The organism is Pseudomonas sp. MT3, from assembly GCF_054720805.1.
Genome location: NZ_JBTVPY010000015.1, coordinates 121,426 through 140,936, shown reverse-complemented (window position 1 = coordinate 140,936; position 19,511 = coordinate 121,426). Strand labels below are relative to the sequence as shown.

The following is a 19,511-nucleotide window of genomic DNA, read 5'->3' as shown; positions in this document are numbered from 1 at the left end:
TGCAATGTTCGTCAGGTACGCGTGCGGAATGCCGACCACAACCGGGTGCGCTCGCGCTGCTGCTTCAAGGTCAGCAACTGCTCGCCGAACAACTTCTGGCGCATGGCGGCCGGCGGATAGATGTCCGGGTCGCCAGCCACCTCGGGTGCGAGCAGCGGCGTGGCCTTCCGGTTGGCGTTGGCGAAGTACAGGGTATTGGTCAGCTCGGCGATGGACTCCGGGCGCAGCATGAAGTCGATGAAGGCACGGGCCTCCTGCGGGTGCGGGGCATCCACCGGGATGGCCATCGTGTCGAACCAGATCAGCGTGCCCTCCTTGGGAATCCGGTAGATCACCTCGAACGGCTTGTTCGCCTGCTTCGCCTGCGCGGCCCCCGTCAGCGCATCACCGGTGTAGGTCAGGGCGACGCAGAGGGTGCCGTTGGCCAGGTCGTTGATGTGCTTGCCGCTGGCGACGTAGCGCACATTGGGCTGCAACTTGGCCAGCAGTTCACGGACCTGGGCGAGGTCGGCCGCGTCGGTGCTGTAAGGCGGCTTGCCCAGGTAGTTCAGCGCCACGCTGATGACTTCCTGGGGCGAGTCGATCAGTGAGATGCCGCAGTCGGCCAGACGGCTGGCGTATTCGGGCTTGAACAGCAGGTCGAGGCTGTCCAGCGGAGCATCGGGGATGCGCTTGAGCACCGCTTCCTTGTTGATCGCCAGGCCCACGGTGCCCCAGGTATAGGGCACGCCGAAGCGGTTGCCGGGGTCGACGGTGGCCAGCTTGGCCAACAGCTCCGGGTCGAGGTTGGCGAAGTTCTTCAGTTGTGCGCTGTCCACCGGCTGCACGGCTTTCGCCTGGATCGCCCGGGCCAGCCCGCTGCTGGCGGGGAACACCACGTCGTAGCCGCTGGCGCCGGTCATCAGCTTGCTGTCGAGCACCTCGGCACTGTCGAAGGTGTCGTACTTCACGCGGATGCCGGTCTCGGCCTGAAAGCGCTTGAGCGCATCGGCGCCGACGTAATCCGCCCAGTTGTACAGGTTGAGCGCCCGCTCCTGTGCCTGCAGGGGCATGGTCGCGAGCAACGCCACAAGAGGGGCCGCAAGAGTCGCCCGGAAGAACGCACGCATGATCATCGCCTCGGCTTTGTTGTGGTTATGGGGCGAGCATGCCGGGAGCTTTACTTTTCAAAAATACAAAGTTAATTACTTTGGCATATCATCAGGACAATGTTTGGAGACGACCATGCTCAGCCAACTGCGCGACCTCGACCTGCAACTGCTGCGCCTGTTCGTCACCGTGGTCGAATGCGGCGGCTTCAGCGCGGCACAAGGCGAACTCGGGCTGAGCCAGCCGAGCATCAGCATCCAGATGGCCAAGCTGGAGACGCGCCTGGGCTATCGCCTGTGCGAACGCGGCAAGGGCGGTTTCCGCCTGACGCCCAAGGGCGAACACCTGCTGCAGGCGACCCGCCGGCTGTTCGTCGCCATCGAAGGCTTTCGCAACGAGGCTCGCGGGGTCGCCGACAAACTGCTGGGCGAGGTGCGCCTCGGCCTGTCCGAAGCCCTCGACGAACGGGTGCTGGCGCAGTTGTCCGAGGCGGTCCGGCACTTCCGCCAGCGCAACGAGGCGGTAACGCTGGAGCTGGTGACCACCACGCCCGCCGAGCTGGAGCGCCTGCTGCTGCAAGACCGCCTGCACCTGGCCATCGGCTATTTCGCCGGCACCCAGGCGGCGCTGGAGCATGTGCCGCTGTTCAGCGAGCCCCAGGGCCTGTACTGCGGTATCGGCCACCCGGCCTTCGACGCCCCCGGCCCCAGCCGCGACTCCCTGGCCGACGCCGACCAGGTGCACCACCCCTACCGCTTCATCGACGCCGACCAGCCATTGCAGACCAGCCGCAGCAGCGCACGCTGCGAGCAGGTGGACGGCAGCCTGTCGTTCATCCTTTCCGGCCAGCACGTCGGCTACCTGCCGAAACATGTCGCCGCGTCCTGGTTGGAACGCGGCCAGTTGCGCGAACTGCTGCCGGGCGAGCTGGGATTCGACGTGGCCTTCAGCCTGACCCGCCACCGTGGCCGGCACCCCGGCGATGCCGAGCAGGCCTTCGCCAGCGACCTGCTGGCGGCCTTTGGCCAATCCGCGGCCGATTGACGCAGTCGATGAACGGGAACACGGGCCCTGCGGCGCAATCCCAACGGCCTGCTCACTTCTTGTCACAGCTGCCCCGGCCGTGCCGGGCGCTTTCCGCTATCATGCCCGCCACCTACGTAGTCCGCGAGATGTCCATGCGCCGCCTGCTCACCCTGCTCCTGTTCCTGGTCGCCCTGCCCGCTGCCGCTGGCCTGTTCGACAAGCCCGCCGACAAGGGCGGCTTCTCCGTCGGACAGCCCGCCAAGGGCGATTTTCTCCCGGTGGCCGAGGCCTTCCGCCTAAGCGTCGAGGACAGCGACAGCCAGCAGGTGAAGCTGCGCTTCATCAATGCCGACGGCTACTACCTCTACCAGCACCGCTTCAGCTTCAAGGTCGAGCCGGCCGGCAGCGGCGTGACCGTGGGCGAGGTGAAGCTGCCGCCGGGCAAGCAGCACCATGACGACTACTTCGGCGACACCATCGTCTATTACGCCATCACCGACCTCGATGTGCCGCTGAACAACCCGCAGCACAAGCCCTTCACCTTGGTGGTGAGCTACCAGGGCTGCGCCGACAAGGGCCTGTGCTACGCACCGGAAACCACCCGCCTGCGGATCGCCGACGGCCAGGCCGCCAGCCTGGTCACCGCCGCCGCGGCTGCCACCGAGGCCAGCGGCAGCGCCGCCAAGGCAGCGACCAGCGACAACCCGCTGGCCAGCCTGCTCGGCGACCACGAGCCGGGCAAGATCAAGAAGCTTGGCCGCGCCCTGGTGATCTTCTTCCTGCTGGGCCTGGCGCTGACCTTCACCCCTTGCGTGCTGCCGATGCTGCCGATCCTCTCCGGGGTCGTGCTGCGCGGCCGTCCGGGCGGCATGCGCGGCCTGGCGCTGTCGCTGGCCTACGTGCTGCCGATGGCGGCCTGCTACGCAGTGCTCGGCACCCTGATGGGCCTGTTCGGCGCCAAGCTCAACCTGCAGGCGATGCTGCAGTCGCCCTGGGTACTGATCCCCTTCGCGGCCTTCTTCGTGGTCTTCGCCATCGCCATGTTCGGCGTGTTCGAGATGCGCCTGCCAGGCTTCCTGCGCGAGCGCCTGGACAACATGGCGAACAACACCCGTGGCGGCTCCATCGCCGGCGCCGCCACGCTCGGCGTGCTGTCCAGCCTGCTGGTCTCGCCCTGCGTCACCGCCCCGCTGGCCGGCCTGCTGCTCTATATCAGCAGCACCGGCGATGCAGCGGGCGGCGGCATGCTGCTGTTCTCCCTGGGCCTGGGCATGGGCACGCCGCTGGTGATATTCGCCGTCGGCGGCGGGGCGCTGCTGCCTAAGAGCGGCGCCTGGATGAACGGCGTGCGCAACGTGTTTGGCGTGATGCTGCTGGCGGTGGCCATCTGGATGCTCGAACGCCTGGTCGCAGGCCCCGTGGCGCTGACCCTCTGGGGCACCCTGGCCGGTGGCGTCGCCCTGGCCATCGGCACACTGGAGCTGGGACCGAAGAAGCCGCTGCAGCGCCTCGGCCAGTTGCTCGGCCTGATGCTGCTGGTCTACGCCGTAGCCGCCTGGACCGGCGCCCTGCGCGGCGAATCCGACCCGATGCACCCGCTGGGCCGCGGCGCTCCGGGCCTGCACGCCGGCCCGCCAACCTCGACACCCGGCGACTGGCAGAACGTCACTACCCCGGCCCAGCTCAACGCCGCCCTGGCCAGCGCCCAGGCCACCGGTCGGCCGGTGCTGCTGGACTGGTACGCCGACTGGTGCATCAGTTGCAAGATCATCGAGCGCCAGGTGCTGCCGACCCCGGAAGTCCAGGCGCAACTACCCGGCTTCGTCCTGCTGCGCTTCGACATGACCGCCAGCACCGAGGAACAGCGTGCCCTGCTCGACCGCTACAACCTGTTCGGCCCGCCGGCGCTGCTGTTCTTCTCGCCCAAAGGCGACGAATGGAGCGATCTGCGCATCATCGGCGAAACCGATGCCGCCACCCTCGCCGAACGTCTGCGCCAGGCCTCCTCGCGCAGCTGAGCCCTCTGCGCTCGCACCCTCCGCCGCAATGGTTTTGCCGTAATCGGCTGGCAACATGCCGACATCTACGGCAAAACCGGCATGACTGGACAGTCACGCCAGCTTTCCGGCATAGTCCCGCCCTATCTTTTTCCGCCCATGAAGAAGGACAAGAGCATCCAGATGGCGACCTTACTGGTACTGCACGGGCCCAACCTCAACCTGCTGGGCACCCGCGAGCCCGACAAGTACGGCTCCGTCACCCTCGAGCAGATCAACCAGGACCTGGAGCGCCGCGCCCGCGAGGCCGGCCATCACCTGATGCACCTGCAGAGCAACGCCGAGTACGAACTGATCGACCGGATCCATGCCGCGCGCAACGAAGGCGTGGACTTCATCCTGATCAATCCGGCCGCGTTCACGCATACGAGTGTCGCCCTACGTGACGCATTGCTCGCAGTGAGCATCCCATTCATCGAAGTGCACCTTTCCAACGTGCACAAACGCGAACCTTTCCGGCATCACTCCTACTTTTCCGACGTGGCGGTAGGGGTGATCTGCGGTCTGGGCGCCACAGGCTATCGCCTGGCCCTGGAATCCGCCCTCGAACAACTTGAACGCCCGTGACCTCACCTGGGAGAGCGAACACTGATGGACATCCGTAAAGTCAAGAAACTGATCGAACTGCTCGAAGAATCCGGCATCGACGAACTGGAGATCAAAGAGGGCGAAGAGTCCGTACGCATCAGCCGTCACAGCAAGACCGCCGCCCAGCCGGTCTACGCCGCCGCCCCGGCCTACGCCCCGGCTCCCGTCGCAGCCGCTCCGGTCGCTGCCGCCGCAGCCCCGACCGCCGAAGCCGCTCCGGCCGCACCGGTGCTCAACGGCAACGCCGTGCGCTCGCCGATGGTCGGCACCTTCTATCGCGCCGCCTCGCCGACCTCCGCCAACTTCGTCGAAGTCGGCCAGAGCGTGAAGAAAGGCGACATCCTGTGCATCGTCGAAGCCATGAAGATGATGAACCACATCGAGGCCGAGACCAGCGGCGTGATCGGTCAAGTCCTCGTGGAGAACGGCCAGCCGGTCGAGTTCGACCAGCCCCTGTTCACCATCGTTTAAGCCGCGGGGAGCCTGCGATGTTGGAAAAAGTACTGATCGCCAACCGCGGCGAAATCGCGCTGCGCATCCTGCGCGCGTGCAAGGAGCTGGGCATCAAGACGGTGGCCGTGCACTCGACCGCTGACCGCGAGCTGATGCACCTGTCGCTGGCCGACGAAGCGGTCTGCATCGGTCCGGCCCCGGCTGCGCAGTCCTACCTGCACATCCCGGCGATCATCGCCGCGGCCGAGGTTACCGGCGCCGTGGGCATCCACCCCGGTTACGGCTTCCTCGCCGAGAACGCCGACTTCGCCGAACAGGTCGAGCGCTCGGGCTTCACCTTCATCGGCCCGAGCGCCGATGTCATCCGCCTGATGGGTGACAAGGTGTCCGCCAAGGACGCCATGAAGAAAGCCGGCGTGCCGACCGTACCGGGCTCCGACGGCCCGCTGCCCGAAGACGAAGAGACCGCGCTGGCGATCGCCCGCGAGGTTGGCTACCCGGTGATCATCAAGGCCGCCGGTGGCGGCGGTGGTCGCGGCATGCGCGTCGTGTACCACGAGGAAGACCTGATCAAGTCCGCCAAGCTGACCCGCACCGAAGCGGGTGCGGCCTTCGGCAACTCGATGGTCTACCTGGAGAAGTTCCTGACCAACCCGCGTCACGTGGAAGTCCAGGTGCTCTCCGACGGCCAGGGCAACGCCATCCACCTGGGCGACCGCGACTGCTCCCTGCAGCGCCGTCACCAGAAGGTGCTGGAAGAAGCCCCTGCCCCGGGCATCGACGAGAAGGCCCGCGAAGAAGTGCTGGCCCGCTGCGTCCAGGCCTGCATCGAGATCGGCTATCGTGGCGCCGGCACCTTCGAGTTCCTCTACGAGAACGGCCGCTTCTACTTCATCGAGATGAACACCCGCGTCCAGGTGGAGCATCCGGTGTCGGAGATGGTCACCGGTATCGACATCGTCAAGGAAATGCTCAGCATCGCCTCGGGCAACAAGCTGTCGATCCGCCAGGAAGACGTGGTCATCCGTGGCCATGCGCTGGAATGCCGGATCAATGCCGAAGACCCGAAGACCTTCATGCCGAGCCCTGGCAAGGTCAAGCACTTCCACGCGCCGGGCGGCAACGGCGTGCGCGTCGATTCGCACCTGTACAGCGGCTACGCCGTACCGCCGAACTACGACTCGCTGGTGGGCAAGGTCATCACCTACGGCAAGGACCGAGCCGAAGCCCTGGCGCGCATGCGCAATGCCCTGGACGAGCTGATCGTCGACGGCATCAAGACCAATACCGAGCTGCACAAGGATCTGGTCCGCGACAAGGAGTTCTGCAAAGGTGGCGTGAACATCCACTACCTGGAGAAGAAGCTGGGCATGGACAAGCACTAAGCGCTTGTTGAAAGCCTGCTTCACCTTCGACACAAGGGCTGCCTCCGGGCGGCCCTTGTGCTTTGCAGCCCCCGCACGCTGGCATGGCGGGGTGCCGTGCAGTAAGCTTGCCGCCTTTATTTGCGGGCCTTCCAAACGGCCCGTCGTCCTTTCAGCAGCATCGAGGTCCCGCCCCATGCCCTGGCTCCAAGTCCGACTCGCCATCACCCCGGATCAGGCGGAAACCTACGAAGATGCGCTGCTGGAAGTCGGCGCCGTCTCGGTGACCTTCATGGACGCCGAAGACCAGCCGATCTTCGAGCCGGACCTGGGCACCACCCCGCTGTGGAGCCATACCCACCTGCTCGCACTGTTCGAAGCCGATACCGACGAAGCCGCGCTGCTCGCCCACCTCACCCTGCTGACCGGCGGCGAGCTGCCGCAGCACCAGATCGAACGGATCGAGGACCAGGACTGGGAACGCAGCTGGATGGACAACTTCAAGCCGATGCGTTTCGGCCGCCGCCTGTGGATCGTGCCCAGCTGGCACGACGCGCCGGAGCCGGACGCAGTGAACCTGCTGCTCGATCCGGGCCTGGCCTTCGGCACCGGCACCCACCCGACCACCGCGCTGTGCCTGCAATGGCTCGATGGCCAGGAGCTGGCCGGCCAGTACGTACTGGACTTCGGCTGCGGCTCGGGCATCCTCGCCATCGCCGCGCTGCTGCTGGGCGCCGAACGCGCCGCCGGCACCGACATCGACCCGCAGGCGCTGGAAGCCTCCCGCGACAACGCCTCGCGCAACGGCATCGACCCGGCCAGATTCCCCGTCTACCTGCCCGCCGATCTGCCAAAGGAGCCGGCGGACGTCCTGGTAGCGAACATTCTGGCCGGTCCGCTGGTCACATTGGCAGAGCAACTCACCGGGCTGGTCAAGCCCGGTGGCCGACTGGCCCTCTCGGGCATCCTTGCCGAGCAGGCCGAGGAAGTGCGCGCGGCCTATGCCGGCGCCTTCGACCTCGACCCGACCGCCGAGCACGAAGGCTGGATCCGCATTACCGGTCGCCGCCGCTGAGTGCCCGCCGCAAGGGGCTTGGGTTAGACTAACCGTTTGTTTTTCGCCGGACCGCCGCATGAGTGACAGCTTCATCACACAGTGCCCCCATTGCCAGACCCGCTTCCGCGTCAACTCGGCGCAATTGGGCGCGGCCAGCGGGGCGGTGCGCTGCGGAACCTGCCTGAAGGTCTTCAACGCCCCGCAGAACATGCTGGGCGAGTCGACACCGGCCCCGATCCTGACGGCCGTGGTTCCGCCCCCCGTCAATCCGCCGTCGCCGACGCCTGCACCCGCGCCGAAACCCGCGATCGAACCGGCGGCGCCCGCCACCGCCGAGGCAGCGCCCGTCCCTGCGCCGGCCTTCACCGCCTTCGCCCCGGAAAAATCGCAGCCGGTCCCCGCCCCCGTCTCCGGCGCCGCCACCCTCGGCTGGCCACTGGCTCCCCACGCGGCGCGGCACTCCAGTGATGTCGCGGAAAAAATCGTCGCCCCCAAGCCCATGCCGGAAGCCACGCCCGCCCCTGTTCCGGAACCCCGGCCGGAGCCCCGCCCCGAGCCAGCGCCCGCAGTGGCGGCAGCCCCGGTCATGGCAGCGGCGCCAGTCACCGACGAATCGGCCAGTCCCGAAACCGCCTCCGCGAAGAAGGACGAGACGCTGTGGATCCACGACGATCTGGATCTGGACAACCTCAACCTCGATGAAGAACTGGCCAAGCTGGATGAGTTCGAGCTGTCCCAGGAATTCCTCAGCATCGATCGCGCCCCCGGCCCCAGCGAAGCACTGCAGGTCAAACAGGACGAAAAGCGCGACCCGCATGACGAACGCTGGGCCGAAGCCCTGCTGCAAGCGGAACAGCCCAGCAGCCACCGCGCCGCCCGCCAGGAGCCCAGCCTCGACCACCGGTCGGCCGACGAGCCGGAAGAGCCGGCCTCCAGCCCTCTTCCCCCGCCTGACGAAGCTCCCGCCTCCGCACCGGAGCCGGAAACAGCAGCGCCGCGCATCGACACCACGGATGATGATGACGGACTGCCAACCTTCAGCGCCCGTCGCGACGACGACGAGCCCGGGCACGTCGAGGAAGACCACGACGACGAACCCACCGTCGCCGCCCCGCGTACCGACAGTCATCGTGCCGACCCCGCACTGCGCAACGACGGCCTGCAGGACCTGAGCGACGAGCCGCTGCAACTGGACTGGCAGAAACCCAAGCGCCGCTGGGGTCGCCGCCTGTTCTGGCTGCTGCTGGTGCTGCTGGCCCTGGCCGCCCTGGCCGGGCAGTACATCGCCTACCACTTCGAGGAACTGGCCCGCCAGGACCAGTACCGCCCCTGGTTCGCCCAGGCCTGCCCGGAACTGGGCTGCACGCTGCCCTCCAAGGTGGACGTGGAGCAGATCCGCAGCAGCAATCTGGTGGTGCGCAGCCACCCGGACTTCAGCGGCGCCCTGGTGGTGGACGCGATCATCTACAACCGCGCCAACTTCTCGCAGCCCTTCCCGCTGCTGGAGATGCGCTTCGCCGACCTGAACGGCCAGTTGATCGCCAGCCGCCGCTTCAAGCCCAGCGAATACCTTTCGGGCGAGCTGGCCGGGCAGAACGAGATGCCGCCACAGACGCCGATCCATATTTCCCTGGACATCCTCGACCCGGGTCCGAAGGCCGTGAACTACAGTCTGAGCTTCCATTCGCCGGAGTGATCCGGCGCATAGCTCAGAAGGCCGTCCGGCGCCAGTTCCGCTCGTCTTCCAACCCTGGGTGATAAGCCTTCGGCTGTTCAGAATTTATCCAGATTCGCCTTTATCCGGTCATCGAGAGCGGGTATCATGCCCTCCCTTTTTTGCTAGCACCGGTGGCAGGCCCCGAAACGCACCCGCGAGTCTTACAACGCGCGGCGCATCGGCGTTCCCGCCCCATTAACCAGGGAACTCAGGTCGGTGGTACGCATCGGCTCCTACACACTGCCCAACAGACTGATCCTGGCCCCGATGGCCGGCGTAACCGATCGTCCGTTCCGCCAACTGTGCCGCCGTCTCGGCGCCGGCATGGTGGTGTCGGAGATGGTCACCAGCGACGTCCGCCTGTGGAACAGCCGCAAGTCGCGCCTGCGCCTGCAGCACGACCATGAGGATCAACCGCGTTCGGTGCAGATCGCCGGCGGCGACCCGCAGATGCTCGCGGAAGCCGCCCGCTGCAATGTGGAGCTCGGCGCCCAGATCATCGACATCAACATGGGTTGCCCGGCGAAGAAGGTGTGCAACAAGGCCGCGGGTTCCGCACTGATGAAGGATGAACGGCTGGTGGCCGACATCCTCGAGGCGGTGGTCGCGGCCGTGGAGGTTCCCGTCACCCTGAAGATTCGCACCGGCTGGGACCGGTCGAACAAGAACGGTGTGACGGTGGCGCGGATCGCCGAGCAGTCGGGCATCCAGGCGCTGGCGGTGCACGGCAGGACCCGTGCCGACCTCTACACCGGCGAAGCGGAGTACGAAACCATCGCAGCGATCAAGCAGGCGGTTTCCATTCCGGTCTTCGCCAACGGTGATATCGATTCGCCGCGCAAGGCACGGCAAGTGCTCGAACAGACCGGGGTGGATGCCCTGCTGATCGGACGCGCCGCCCAGGGCAGGCCCTGGATCTTCCGCGAGATCGATCATTACCTGGGCACCGGCGAGACATTGCCGGCGCCGAGCCTGCACGAAGTGGAGGGCATCCTGCTCGAACACCTCGCTGCATTGCATGCGTTTTATGGGGAAGACATGGGTGTGCGAATTGCCCGCAAGCACGTGGGCTGGTACCTCGCTACCCTGCCGGGTGCGGCGGAGTTCCGCACCCTGTTCAATCGTTTGCAGGACACGGATGCACAGAGCGCCAGCGTCAGGCAGTTCTTCGCCGAGCGCCACAATAACGGAGAAGGGGTGGCCGCATGACAACGATGACCGAGACATTAGTGAGTGGAATGACACCCGTGAGCGACAACGCCAACCTTAAACAGCACCTGACCGCTCCGACGCAGGAGGGTCAGACCCTCCGCGACAGCGTGGAAAAGGCACTGCACAACTATTTCGCCCATCTCGAAGGGCAGCCGGTCACGGACGTGTACAACATGGTGCTTTGCGAAGTCGAAGCGCCGCTGCTGGAAACCGTCATGAACTACGTGAAGGGAAACCAGACCAAAGCCTCCGAACTGCTGGGGCTGAACCGCGGGACCCTGCGCAAGAAACTCAAGCAGTACGACCTTCTCTGACCACGGTAGCAGGCGATGGGCCGCGACCCAGCGGTCGCCCGGCCCCCTCGCCCGATACCGGAAGCCCGTAGCCTTTGTGGAATCCGTTATGACCGACCAAACCACCCGCCTGTCCATCCGCCGCGCCCTGATCAGCGTTTCCGACAAGACCGGCGTCGTCGATTTCGCCCGTGAGCTGGCTGCCCTCGGCGTGGAGATCCTCTCCACCGGCGGCACCTACAAGCTGCTCAAGGACAACGGCATCGCCGCCGTGGAAGTGGCCGACTACACCGGCTTCCCGGAAATGATGGACGGCCGGGTGAAGACCCTGCACCCGAAGATCCACGGTGGCATCCTCGGCCGTCGTGACCTCGACGGCGCGGTGATGGAAGAGCACGGCATCAAGCCGATCGACCTGGTGGCGGTCAACCTGTACCCGTTCGAAGCGACCGTGGCCAAGGCCGACTGCGACCTGCCGACCGCCATCGAGAACATCGACATCGGCGGCCCGACCATGGTCCGCAGCGCGGCGAAGAACCACAAGGACGTCGCCATCGTGGTCAACGCCGGCGACTACACCGGCGTGGTCGAGAGCCTGAAGGCCGGCGGCCTGACCTATGCCCAGCGCTTCGACCTGGCGCTCAAGGCGTTCGAGCACACCGCCGCCTACGACGGCATGATCGCCAACTACCTGGGCACCATCGACCAGGCGCGCGACAGCCTGTCCACCGATGATCGCGGTGCCTTCCCGCGCACCTTCAACAGCCAGTTCATCAAGGCGCAGGAAATGCGCTACGGCGAGAACCCGCACCAGAGCGCGGCCTTCTACGTCGAGGCGAAGAAGGGCGAGGCCAGCGTCTCCACCGCCATCCAGCTGCAGGGCAAGGAACTGTCGTTCAACAACGTGGCCGACACCGACGCCGCGCTGGAATGCGTGAAGAGCTTCGTCAAGCCGGCCTGCGTCATCGTCAAGCACGCCAACCCGTGCGGCGTGGCCGTGGTTCCGGAGAACGAAGGCGGCATCCGCAAGGCCTACGACCTGGCCTACGCCACCGACACCGAGTCGGCCTTCGGCGGCATCATCGCCTTCAACCGCGAGCTGGACGGCGAAACCGCCCAGGCCATCGTCGAGCGCCAGTTCGTCGAAGTCATCATCGCCCCGAAAATCTCCGAAGCCGCCCGTGCCGTGGTCGCTGCCAAGGCCAACGTGCGCCTGCTCGAATGCGGCGAGTGGCCGGCCGAGCGTGCGCCGGGCTGGGACTTCAAGCGCGTCAACGGCGGCCTGCTGGTACAGAGCCGCGACATCGGCATGATCACCGCCGATGACCTGAAGATCGTCACCCAGCGCGCCCCGAGCGAGCAGGAAATCCACGACCTGATCTTCGCCTGGAAAGTCGCCAAGTTCGTCAAATCCAACGCCATCGTCTACGCCAAGGCGCGCCAGACCGTCGGCGTCGGCGCCGGCCAGATGAGCCGCGTGAACTCCGCCCGCATCGCCGCCATCAAGGCCGAGCATGCCGGCCTGATCGTTGCGGGCGCAGTAATGGCTTCCGACGCCTTCTTCCCGTTCCGCGACGGCATCGACAACGCTGCCAAGGCCGGTATCACCGCGGTGATCCAGCCGGGTGGCTCGATGCGCGATAACGAAGTGATCGCCGCCGCCGACGAAGCCGGCATTGCCATGGTGTTCACCGGCATGCGCCACTTTAGGCATTAACCGGGACGGCCGCACTGTAGCGGCCGTCTGCTGCGTTGCGGACGACTTCGCCAATGCTCATTGCCAATAGGCAACTCCGCTTGTCGAAGCCGTCCGCGCCTTGCATCCAGCCACTCCATTGCGACCTCGCACAGGCTGGAAAAAAGCTCTCGTAGCCTGGGTGGAGCGAAGCGATACCCGGGAATCCGGCAGGTCCGGAACTGTTCAGGAGAACTCCAATGAACGTACTCATCATCGGCAGCGGCGGTCGCGAGCACGCGCTGGCCTGGAAGGTCGCGCAGGATTCGCGCGTGCAGAAGGTCTTCGTCGCGCCGGGCAACGCCGGCACCGCCACCGAAGCCAAGTGCGAGAACGTCGCCATCGACGTGCTGGCCCTGGAAGAGCTGGCCGATTTCGCCGCGAAGAACGTGCAGCTGACCATCGTCGGCCCCGAGGCTCCGCTGGTCAAAGGCGTGGTCGACCTGTTCCGCGCCCGTGGCCTGGAGATCTTCGGCCCCACCGCCGGCGCCGCCCAGCTGGAAGGCTCCAAGGCCTTCACCAAGGACTTCCTGGCGCGCCACCAGATCCCCACCGCCGACTACCAGAACTTCACCGAAGTCGAGCCGGCGCTGGCCTACCTGAAAGAGAAAGGCGCGCCCATCGTGATCAAGGCCGACGGCCTGGCCGCGGGCAAGGGCGTGATCGTCGCCATGACCCTGGCCGAAGCCGAAGACGCCGTGCGCGACATGCTCGCCGGCAATGCCTTCGGTGACGCCGGATCGCGCGTGGTGATCGAAGAGTTCCTCGACGGCGAGGAAGCCAGCTTCATCGTCATGGTCGATGGCCAGAACGTGCTGCCGATGGCCACCAGCCAGGACCACAAGCGCGTCGGCGACGCCGATACCGGCCCGAACACCGGCGGCATGGGCGCCTATTCGCCGGCTCCGGTGGTCACTCCGGACGTGCACCAGCGCGTGATGGACGAAGTCATCTACCCGACCGTGCGCGGCATGGCCGAGGAAGGCAACGTCTACACCGGCTTCCTCTACGCCGGCCTGATGATCGACAAGAGCGGCGCGCCCAAGGTCATCGAGTTCAACTGCCGCTTCGGCGACCCGGAAACCCAGCCGATCATGGTGCGTCTGGAATCCTCCCTGGTCCTGCTGGTCGAGGCCGCGCTGGCCAAGGCGCTGGACAAGGTCGAGGCGACCTGGGATCCGCGTCCGACCGTGGGCGTGGTGCTGGCCGCCGGCGGCTACCCGGGCGACTACGCCAAGGGTGACGTCATCGAAGGCCTGGACGAAGCCGCGAAGCTCGACGGCAAGGTGTTCCACGCCGGCACCGCGCTGAAGGACGGCCAGGTCGTCACCAGCGGCGGCCGAGTACTCTGCGCCACCGCCATCGGCCCGAACGTTTCCTCGGCCCAGGAGCAGGCCTACCGCCTGGCGGAAAAGATCCGCTGGAACGGCTGCTTCTACCGCAAGGACATCGGCTATCGCGCCATCGCTCGCGAGCGCGGCGAGGGCTGAAACCCGGCTGCCGGGGCGTCCGACCGCGACGCTCCCGGCCCCTGGTCCCCGCGTGCCCGTGTGGATTACTGCCCTTTGCGCACTTGGCTATAATCGGGCCACTCACTACCGAAGGGACTTCGCCGTGCGTCGGCTCTGGACTGCCACAGGACTCCTCGTCAGCTTGCTGCTGGCCGCTCTGGTCTGTCATGCGGCAAGCCAGGACTCCGGCTGGTCGCAACTCCACGACAGCGAAGCCCGCCTGCAGTTGCAGGACATCCTCTCCCCGCGCTACAGCACACTCTTCAGCCCGCTCAACATCAACGAACTGCACGCGCCCGCCGGCCCTGGCAGCACCTGGCTGCACTACCGCCTGCCCGTCAGCGAATCGCCCCGGCAACTGCGTCTCTTCGCCCCCAGCCTGGACAGCCTCGAACTCTTCATCGTCCAGGACCAGACGGTGCTGGAGCAGAAAAGCGCCGGCAACCTGTCACCGCTGCAGCGCCCGCTGCTGAGCAGCGACATCGTCCTGCCGCTGCGCAACGCCGCCGCGCCCCTGGACCTCTACCTGCGCCTGGCCTCCAGCCAGCCGCTGCGGCCCAACATCAGCATCGAGGATGCCAGCCAGCCGGACAACGAGCAGCGCCCGCTGCATTTCGGCATCCTGATCGGCTGCCTCTCCATGCTGCTGATCTACAACCTCGTGCGCTTCGCCTACACCCGCGTCCCCAGCGGCCTGTGGCTCGCCGGCGTGCATGCGAGCCTGCTGCTGGCCTGCCTCACCCTGTTCGGCCTGCTGAGCCCCTGGTATGGCCCGCATCAGACCTGGCAGCCGCTCACCGCACAGTTCAGCCTGATGCTGGCGCTGTTCTGCGCCCTGGGCTACACCGCCAGTTTCTTCACAGGCCTCGCCCCGCGCCTGCCGCTCAAGCGGCTGCTGCTGGGCGGCACCGCCGCCCTGATGGTCCTCGGCGCGGCGGCGCACCTGCTGCTCGCGCTGCCGCTGAGCGACCTGGTCTACGGCCTGATCACCCTGGTCAGCCTGGGCATGCTCTCGGTAGCGGTCTACTACTGGACCCACGGCTACCATCCGGCGCGCCTGTTCGCCGTGGGCATGGGCCTCTTCGTGCTGGTCTGGTGCCTGAGCCTGCCCTCGCTGCTGGGCTACCTGCCGACCCGCGCCGAATGGCTGGGCAGTGGCCTGCTCGGTCTTACCGCGCTGGTCGGGTTCCTGCTCAGCCTCGCCCTCGCCGAACGCCAGCGCAAACTCCAGGACGAGCAGTTCGCCGCCAGCCGCCAGCGCGCCGCCAGCGTCGCCGAACTCAAGGCCAAGGGCGACTTCCTGGCCAAGATCAGCCATGAGATCCGCACCCCCATGAACGGCGTGCTGGGCATGACCGAACTGCTGCTCGGCACGCCGTTGTCGGCCAAGCAGCGCGACTACGTACAGACCATCCACAGTGCCGGCAACGAACTGCTGGCACTGATCAACGAGATCCTCGACATCTCCAAGCTGGAGTCCGGGCAGATCGAGCTGGACGAAGTGCAGTTCGACCTCGGCGCGCTGATCGAAGACTGCCTGGCGATCTTCCGCGCCAAGGCCGAGCAGCAGAAGGTCGAGCTGATCAGCTTCACCCAGCCGCAGGTGCCGCGCATCGTCAGCGGCGACCCGACGCGCCTGCGCCAGGCCGTGCTGAGCCTGCTGGACAATGCCTTCAAGCAGACCGACGAAGGCGAGATCCTGCTGGTGGTCGCGCTCGACGGCCCGCCGGAACATCCACGCCTGCGCATCGCCGTGCAGGACAGCGGCCGCCCGCTGGACAGCGCCGACCGTCAGGCACTGCTCACCGCCGAACTGCACAGCCGCGATTTCCTCTCCGCCACCCGCCTGAGCAGCCGCCTCGGGCTGATCATCGCGCGCCAGTTGATCCGCCTGATGTCTGGCGATTTCGGCATCGAGAACGGCATCGAAAGCGGCGGCATGGCCGAAGGCACGGGCAACCTGCTCTGGCTGAGCCTGCCGCTGGACCCACAGCAGTTGCAGCAACCCTCCGCCGACCTCGACAGCCCGTTGCAGGGCGCACGCATTCTGGTGGTGGATGACAACCAGACCTGCCGCAAGGTCGTGGTGCAGCAGTGCAGCGCCTGGGGCATGAACGTCAGCGCCGTTTCCTCCGGCAAGGAAGCGCTGGCCCAGTTGCGCACCAAGGCGCACCTGCGCGAGTACTTCGACGTGGTCCTGCTCGACCAGGACATGCCCGGCATGACCGGCATGCAACTGGCCACCAAGATCCAGGAAGACCCCAACCTCAACCACGACATCCTGCTGGTCATGCTCACCGGCATCAGCAACGCGCCGAGCAAGATCATCTCCCGCAACGCCGGGATCAAGCGCATCCTCGCCAAACCGGTGGCCGGCTACACCCTCAAGGCAACCCTTGCCGAGGAGCTGGCGCGACGCGGCCCCAGCGGCGTGAGCAACTACCTGCAGCCCAGCAGCGAACCGGCGCCGGCGGTGCTGCCGGGCGATTTCCGCATCCTCGTGGCCGAGGACAACAGCATCTCCACCAAGGTCATCCGCGGCATGCTGAGCAAGCTCAACCTGCAGCCGGACACCGCCAGCAATGGCGAGGAAGCCCTGGCGGCGATGAAGTCCACGCAGTACGACCTGGTACTGATGGACTGCGAGATGCCGGTGCTCGACGGCTTCTCCGCCACCGAGCGCCTGCGTGCCTGGGAAGCCAACGAACACCGGCCGCACACCCCGGTGGTGGCGCTTACCGCGCACATCCTCAGCGAGCACAAGGAGCGCGCGCGGCTGGTCGGGATGGACGGCCACATGGCCAAGCCGGTGGAGCTGTCGCAGTTGCGCGAGCTGGTGGCCTACTGGGTCGGCGAGCGCGACCGCCGGCTGCGCCAGCAGAGCGACGCGTTGCCGTCCTGATCCCGGTTTCGGCTTTTCGTAGGAGCGAGCTTGCTCGCGAATAGATTCCGCTGCGGGGGGCTGGTTCGCGAGCAAGCTCGCTCCTACAGGCACTTCCCGTCACCCAGGCACTTCGCCCAACCCTAGTCCGCGACGGATCATGCAGCGTGCCATGCGGGATCGCGGACAGAGTCCGCTCCTACACGCCAGGGCATTTCTCCCGCACCGCCCCACCCGCTATGCTTTGCCTGCCACACCTCTCTCAACCCGGACGAGTTTCCCCCATGCATGTGTTGTCCAGCGTGTACCTGAAGATGCTGGTGCTCTACAGCCCCTTCTTCGTGCTGTCCTGCTTCATCAGCCTGAGCCGTGGTTTCGGTCCGCGCGATCGCAAGCACATGGCGTGGCGCGTGGCCCTGGCGGCGTTGATCGCCAGCGTGCTGCTGTACCTGTTCGGGCGCTACATCTTCACCCTGTTCGGCATCACCGCCGACGCCTTTCGCATCGGCGCCGGCAGCGTGCTGTTCATCTCCGCGCTGAGCATGGCCCAGGGACGCTCGGCGGTGCAGAGCGACAACGTACAGCAGGACGTCACCATCGTCCCGCTGACCATCCCGATCACCGTCGGCCCCGGCACCATCGGAGCCCTGCTGGTCATGGGGGTGAACCAGGAATGGGAGAACAAGCTGCTGGCCATCGCCGCGATCTTCCTCGCCTGCCTGACTCTGGGCATCACGCTGTACCTTTCCGACAAGATCGAAAAGATCCTCGGCGACCAGGGCCTGCAGATCGTCAGCCGGCTGATGGGCCTGTTCGTCTGCGCCCTGGCGGCACAGATCATCATGACCGGCGTGCGCGGCTACTTCATTCCGCAGTAATGCGCACCATTGGGGAGCGCCGTGCGCCAAAGCGTGTTCGGCGCACCAAAGCCGCGCACTAAAAAAACCCACTCCTACGACAGAAAATCGCGTCCAACCCATCTGCGCCAAGGCTTTTGCCTGTTTGGCACGGATGCTGCGATGGCAGCTTCGATCCCGCTCGGGGTCGCCCCATTTCCGGGGAAGCTGCCGCACCGGCAACTCCCCGCCCCTGGATAGCCAAGGAGGCTGCCGCGATGAAACGTCGTCCGTTGTTGAAAAGTACGCTGGCAATGAGCGCCCTGCTGCTCACCGGTCTGTTCCCGTTCAGCTCCCAGGCCGCCGAGACCATCAAGGTCGGCATCCTGCATTCGCTGTCCGGCACCATGGCGATCTCCGAGACCTCGCTCAAGGACATGGCGCTGATGACCATCGACGAGATCAACGCCAAGGGCGGGGTGAACGGCAAGCAGCTCGAAGCGGTGGTGGTCGACCCGGCCTCCAACTGGCCGCTGTTCGCCGAGAAGGCGCGCCAGCTGCTGACCCAGGACAAGGTCGCGGTGGTCTTCGGCTGCTGGACCAGCGTGTCGCGCAAATCCGTGCTGCCGGTGTTCGAGGAACTCAACGGCCTGCTGTTCTACCCGGTGCAGTACGAGGGTGAAGAGATGTCGCCCAACGTCTTCTACACCGGCGCGGCGCCGAACCAGCAGGCCATCCCGGCGGTGGAATACCTGATGAGCGAGGACGGCGGCGGCGCCAAGCGCTTCTTCCTGCTGGGCACCGACTACGTCTACCCGCGCACCACCAACAAGATCCTGCGCGCCTTCCTGCACAGCAAGGGCGTGGCCGACAAGGACATCCAGGAGGTCTACACGCCGTTCGGCCACAGCGACTACCAGACCATCGTCGCCGACATCAAGAAGTTCTCCGCCGGCGGCAAGACCGCAGTGATCTCCACCGTCAACGGCGACTCCAACGTGCCGTTCTACAAGGAGCTGGCGAACCAGGGCCTGGAAGCCACCGAAGTACCGGTGGTGGCCTTCTCCGTGGGCGAGGAAGAATTGCGCGGCATCGACACCAAGCCGCTGGTGGGCAACCTCGCCGCGTGGAACTACTTCGAGTCGGTGAAGAATCCGGAGAACACAAAGTTCGTCGCTGACTGGAAGGCGTACGCCAAGGCCAAGAACCTGCCCAACTACAGCACCGCCGTGACCAACGACCCGATGGAAGCCACCTACGTCGGCATCCACATGTGGGCGCAGGCCGTGCAGAAGGCCGGCAGCACCGATGTCGACAAGGTCCGCGAGGCCATGGCCGGGCAGACCTTCAAGGCGCCGTCGGGCTTCACCCTGAGCATGGACAAGACCAACCACCACCTGCACAAGCCGGTGATGATCGGCGAGATCGAGGACAACGGTCAGTTCAACGTGGTCTGGAAAACCCCCGAGCCGATCCGCGCGCAGCCGTGGAGCCCGTTCATTCCGGGCAACGACAAGAAGCCGGATTACGCGGTGCGCGGTAACTGATTCTTTTCGGCGCGAGAGCACCCTCACCTAGCCCTCTCCCTCAGGAGAGGGGACTGTTCGGAGTTGTCGGTTGGCACGGCATTCATCCTGACGCCAATCTGCCCCCTCTCCCTCCGGGAGAGGGCCGGGGTGAGGGAATCGTCTG

Annotated in this window: 15 protein-coding genes; 14 read left to right on the top strand and 1 reads right to left on the bottom strand. The window is 66.2% G+C overall.

Annotated features, from left to right (window positions below):
• Nucleotides 1-11: 11 nt before the first annotated feature.
• On the bottom strand, nt 12-1,115 hold the full coding sequence (locus ACYCAX_RS17090; RefSeq protein WP_460248451.1) for a polyamine ABC transporter substrate-binding protein: 1,104 nt from the start codon (nt 1,113-1,115) through the stop codon (nt 12-14).
• Between the two features lie 109 nt (nt 1,116-1,224).
• Between ACYCAX_RS17090 and ACYCAX_RS17085 the strand changes: the two genes are divergently transcribed.
• From ACYCAX_RS17085 to urtA, 14 genes are all read left to right on the top strand, one after another.
• Nucleotides 1,225-2,133, top strand: a complete 909-nt coding sequence (locus ACYCAX_RS17085; RefSeq protein ID WP_460248450.1) for a LysR family transcriptional regulator — start codon at nt 1,225-1,227, stop codon at nt 2,131-2,133.
• 134 nt (nt 2,134-2,267) lie between these two features.
• Entirely contained in the window at nt 2,268-4,133 is a 1,866-nt protein-coding gene (locus ACYCAX_RS17080) for a protein-disulfide reductase DsbD (protein ID WP_460248454.1), read from the top strand.
• Between the two features lie 162 nt (nt 4,134-4,295).
• Nucleotides 4,296-4,739 carry a type II 3-dehydroquinate dehydratase gene (gene aroQ, locus ACYCAX_RS17075; RefSeq protein WP_015479055.1) on the top strand — a complete coding sequence of 148 codons (444 nt, stop codon included), beginning with the start codon at nt 4,296-4,298 and terminating at the stop codon, nt 4,737-4,739.
• 24 nt (nt 4,740-4,763) lie between these two features.
• Nucleotides 4,764-5,231, top strand: coding sequence for an acetyl-CoA carboxylase biotin carboxyl carrier protein (accB, locus tag ACYCAX_RS17070; protein ID WP_015479056.1), 468 nt, complete (start codon nt 4,764-4,766; stop codon nt 5,229-5,231).
• A gap of 17 nt (nt 5,232-5,248) precedes the next feature.
• Nucleotides 5,249-6,598 carry an acetyl-CoA carboxylase biotin carboxylase subunit gene (gene accC / locus ACYCAX_RS17065; protein WP_460248449.1) on the top strand — a complete coding sequence of 450 codons (1,350 nt, stop codon included), beginning with the start codon at nt 5,249-5,251 and terminating at the stop codon, nt 6,596-6,598.
• A gap of 175 nt (nt 6,599-6,773) precedes the next feature.
• A complete protein-coding gene (prmA, locus tag ACYCAX_RS17060) occupies nt 6,774-7,652 on the top strand; it encodes a 50S ribosomal protein L11 methyltransferase (protein WP_294974409.1) in 879 nt (292 codons plus the stop codon).
• A 58-nt stretch (nt 7,653-7,710) separates the two neighbouring features.
• A complete protein-coding gene (locus tag ACYCAX_RS17055; protein ID WP_460248448.1) occupies nt 7,711-9,330 on the top strand; it encodes a DUF3426 domain-containing protein in 1,620 nt (539 codons plus the stop codon).
• Between the two features lie 198 nt (nt 9,331-9,528).
• On the top strand, nt 9,529-10,560 hold the full coding sequence (gene dusB / locus ACYCAX_RS17050) for a tRNA dihydrouridine synthase DusB (RefSeq protein ID WP_157883413.1): 1,032 nt from the start codon (nt 9,529-9,531) through the stop codon (nt 10,558-10,560).
• On the top strand, nt 10,557-10,877 hold the full coding sequence (gene fis / locus ACYCAX_RS17045; protein WP_015479061.1) for a DNA-binding transcriptional regulator Fis: 321 nt from the start codon (nt 10,557-10,559) through the stop codon (nt 10,875-10,877). The genes dusB and fis overlap by 4 nt, the downstream gene beginning before the upstream one ends.
• A gap of 88 nt (nt 10,878-10,965) precedes the next feature.
• Nucleotides 10,966-12,573 carry a bifunctional phosphoribosylaminoimidazolecarboxamide formyltransferase/IMP cyclohydrolase gene (gene purH, locus ACYCAX_RS17040; RefSeq protein WP_460248447.1) on the top strand — a complete coding sequence of 536 codons (1,608 nt, stop codon included), beginning with the start codon at nt 10,966-10,968 and terminating at the stop codon, nt 12,571-12,573.
• A gap of 218 nt (nt 12,574-12,791) precedes the next feature.
• Nucleotides 12,792-14,081, top strand: coding sequence for a phosphoribosylamine--glycine ligase (purD, locus tag ACYCAX_RS17035; protein WP_460248446.1), 1,290 nt, complete (start codon nt 12,792-12,794; stop codon nt 14,079-14,081).
• Between the two features lie 124 nt (nt 14,082-14,205).
• Entirely contained in the window at nt 14,206-17,004 is a 2,799-nt protein-coding gene (locus ACYCAX_RS17030; protein ID WP_041712208.1) for a hybrid sensor histidine kinase/response regulator, read from the top strand.
• 263 nt (nt 17,005-17,267) lie between these two features.
• Complete coding sequence (locus ACYCAX_RS17025; RefSeq protein WP_460248445.1) at nt 17,268-17,861, top strand: MarC family protein; 594 nt, start codon at nt 17,268-17,270, stop codon at nt 17,859-17,861.
• 236 nt (nt 17,862-18,097) lie between these two features.
• Nucleotides 18,098-19,366 (top strand): urea ABC transporter substrate-binding protein, encoded by a 1,269-nt coding sequence (urtA, locus tag ACYCAX_RS17020; protein WP_015479066.1) that lies wholly within the window; start codon nt 18,098-18,100, stop codon nt 19,364-19,366.
• Nucleotides 19,367-19,511 lie beyond the last annotated feature (145 nt).

Excerpts from the sequence above, each read along its gene's own strand:
- ACYCAX_RS17090 (WP_460248451.1), bottom strand. The coding sequence starts at position 1,115 with ATGATCATGCGTGCGTTCTTCCGGGCGACTCTTGCGGCCCCTCTTGTG.
- ACYCAX_RS17085 (WP_460248450.1), top strand. The coding sequence starts at position 1,225 with ATGCTCAGCCAACTGCGCGACCTCGACCTGCAACTGCTGCGCCTGTTC.
- ACYCAX_RS17080 (WP_460248454.1), top strand. The coding sequence starts at position 2,268 with ATGCGCCGCCTGCTCACCCTGCTCCTGTTCCTGGTCGCCCTGCCCGCT.
- aroQ (WP_015479055.1), top strand. The coding sequence starts at position 4,296 with ATGGCGACCTTACTGGTACTGCACGGGCCCAACCTCAACCTGCTGGGC.
- accB (WP_015479056.1), top strand. The coding sequence starts at position 4,764 with ATGGACATCCGTAAAGTCAAGAAACTGATCGAACTGCTCGAAGAATCC.
- accC (WP_460248449.1), top strand. The coding sequence starts at position 5,249 with ATGTTGGAAAAAGTACTGATCGCCAACCGCGGCGAAATCGCGCTGCGC.
- prmA (WP_294974409.1), top strand. The coding sequence starts at position 6,774 with ATGCCCTGGCTCCAAGTCCGACTCGCCATCACCCCGGATCAGGCGGAA.
- ACYCAX_RS17055 (WP_460248448.1), top strand. The coding sequence starts at position 7,711 with ATGAGTGACAGCTTCATCACACAGTGCCCCCATTGCCAGACCCGCTTC.
- fis (WP_015479061.1), top strand. The coding sequence starts at position 10,557 with ATGACAACGATGACCGAGACATTAGTGAGTGGAATGACACCCGTGAGC.
- purH (WP_460248447.1), top strand. The coding sequence starts at position 10,966 with ATGACCGACCAAACCACCCGCCTGTCCATCCGCCGCGCCCTGATCAGC.
- purD (WP_460248446.1), top strand. The coding sequence starts at position 12,792 with ATGAACGTACTCATCATCGGCAGCGGCGGTCGCGAGCACGCGCTGGCC.
- ACYCAX_RS17025 (WP_460248445.1), top strand. The coding sequence starts at position 17,268 with ATGCATGTGTTGTCCAGCGTGTACCTGAAGATGCTGGTGCTCTACAGC.
- urtA (WP_015479066.1), top strand. The coding sequence starts at position 18,098 with ATGAAACGTCGTCCGTTGTTGAAAAGTACGCTGGCAATGAGCGCCCTG.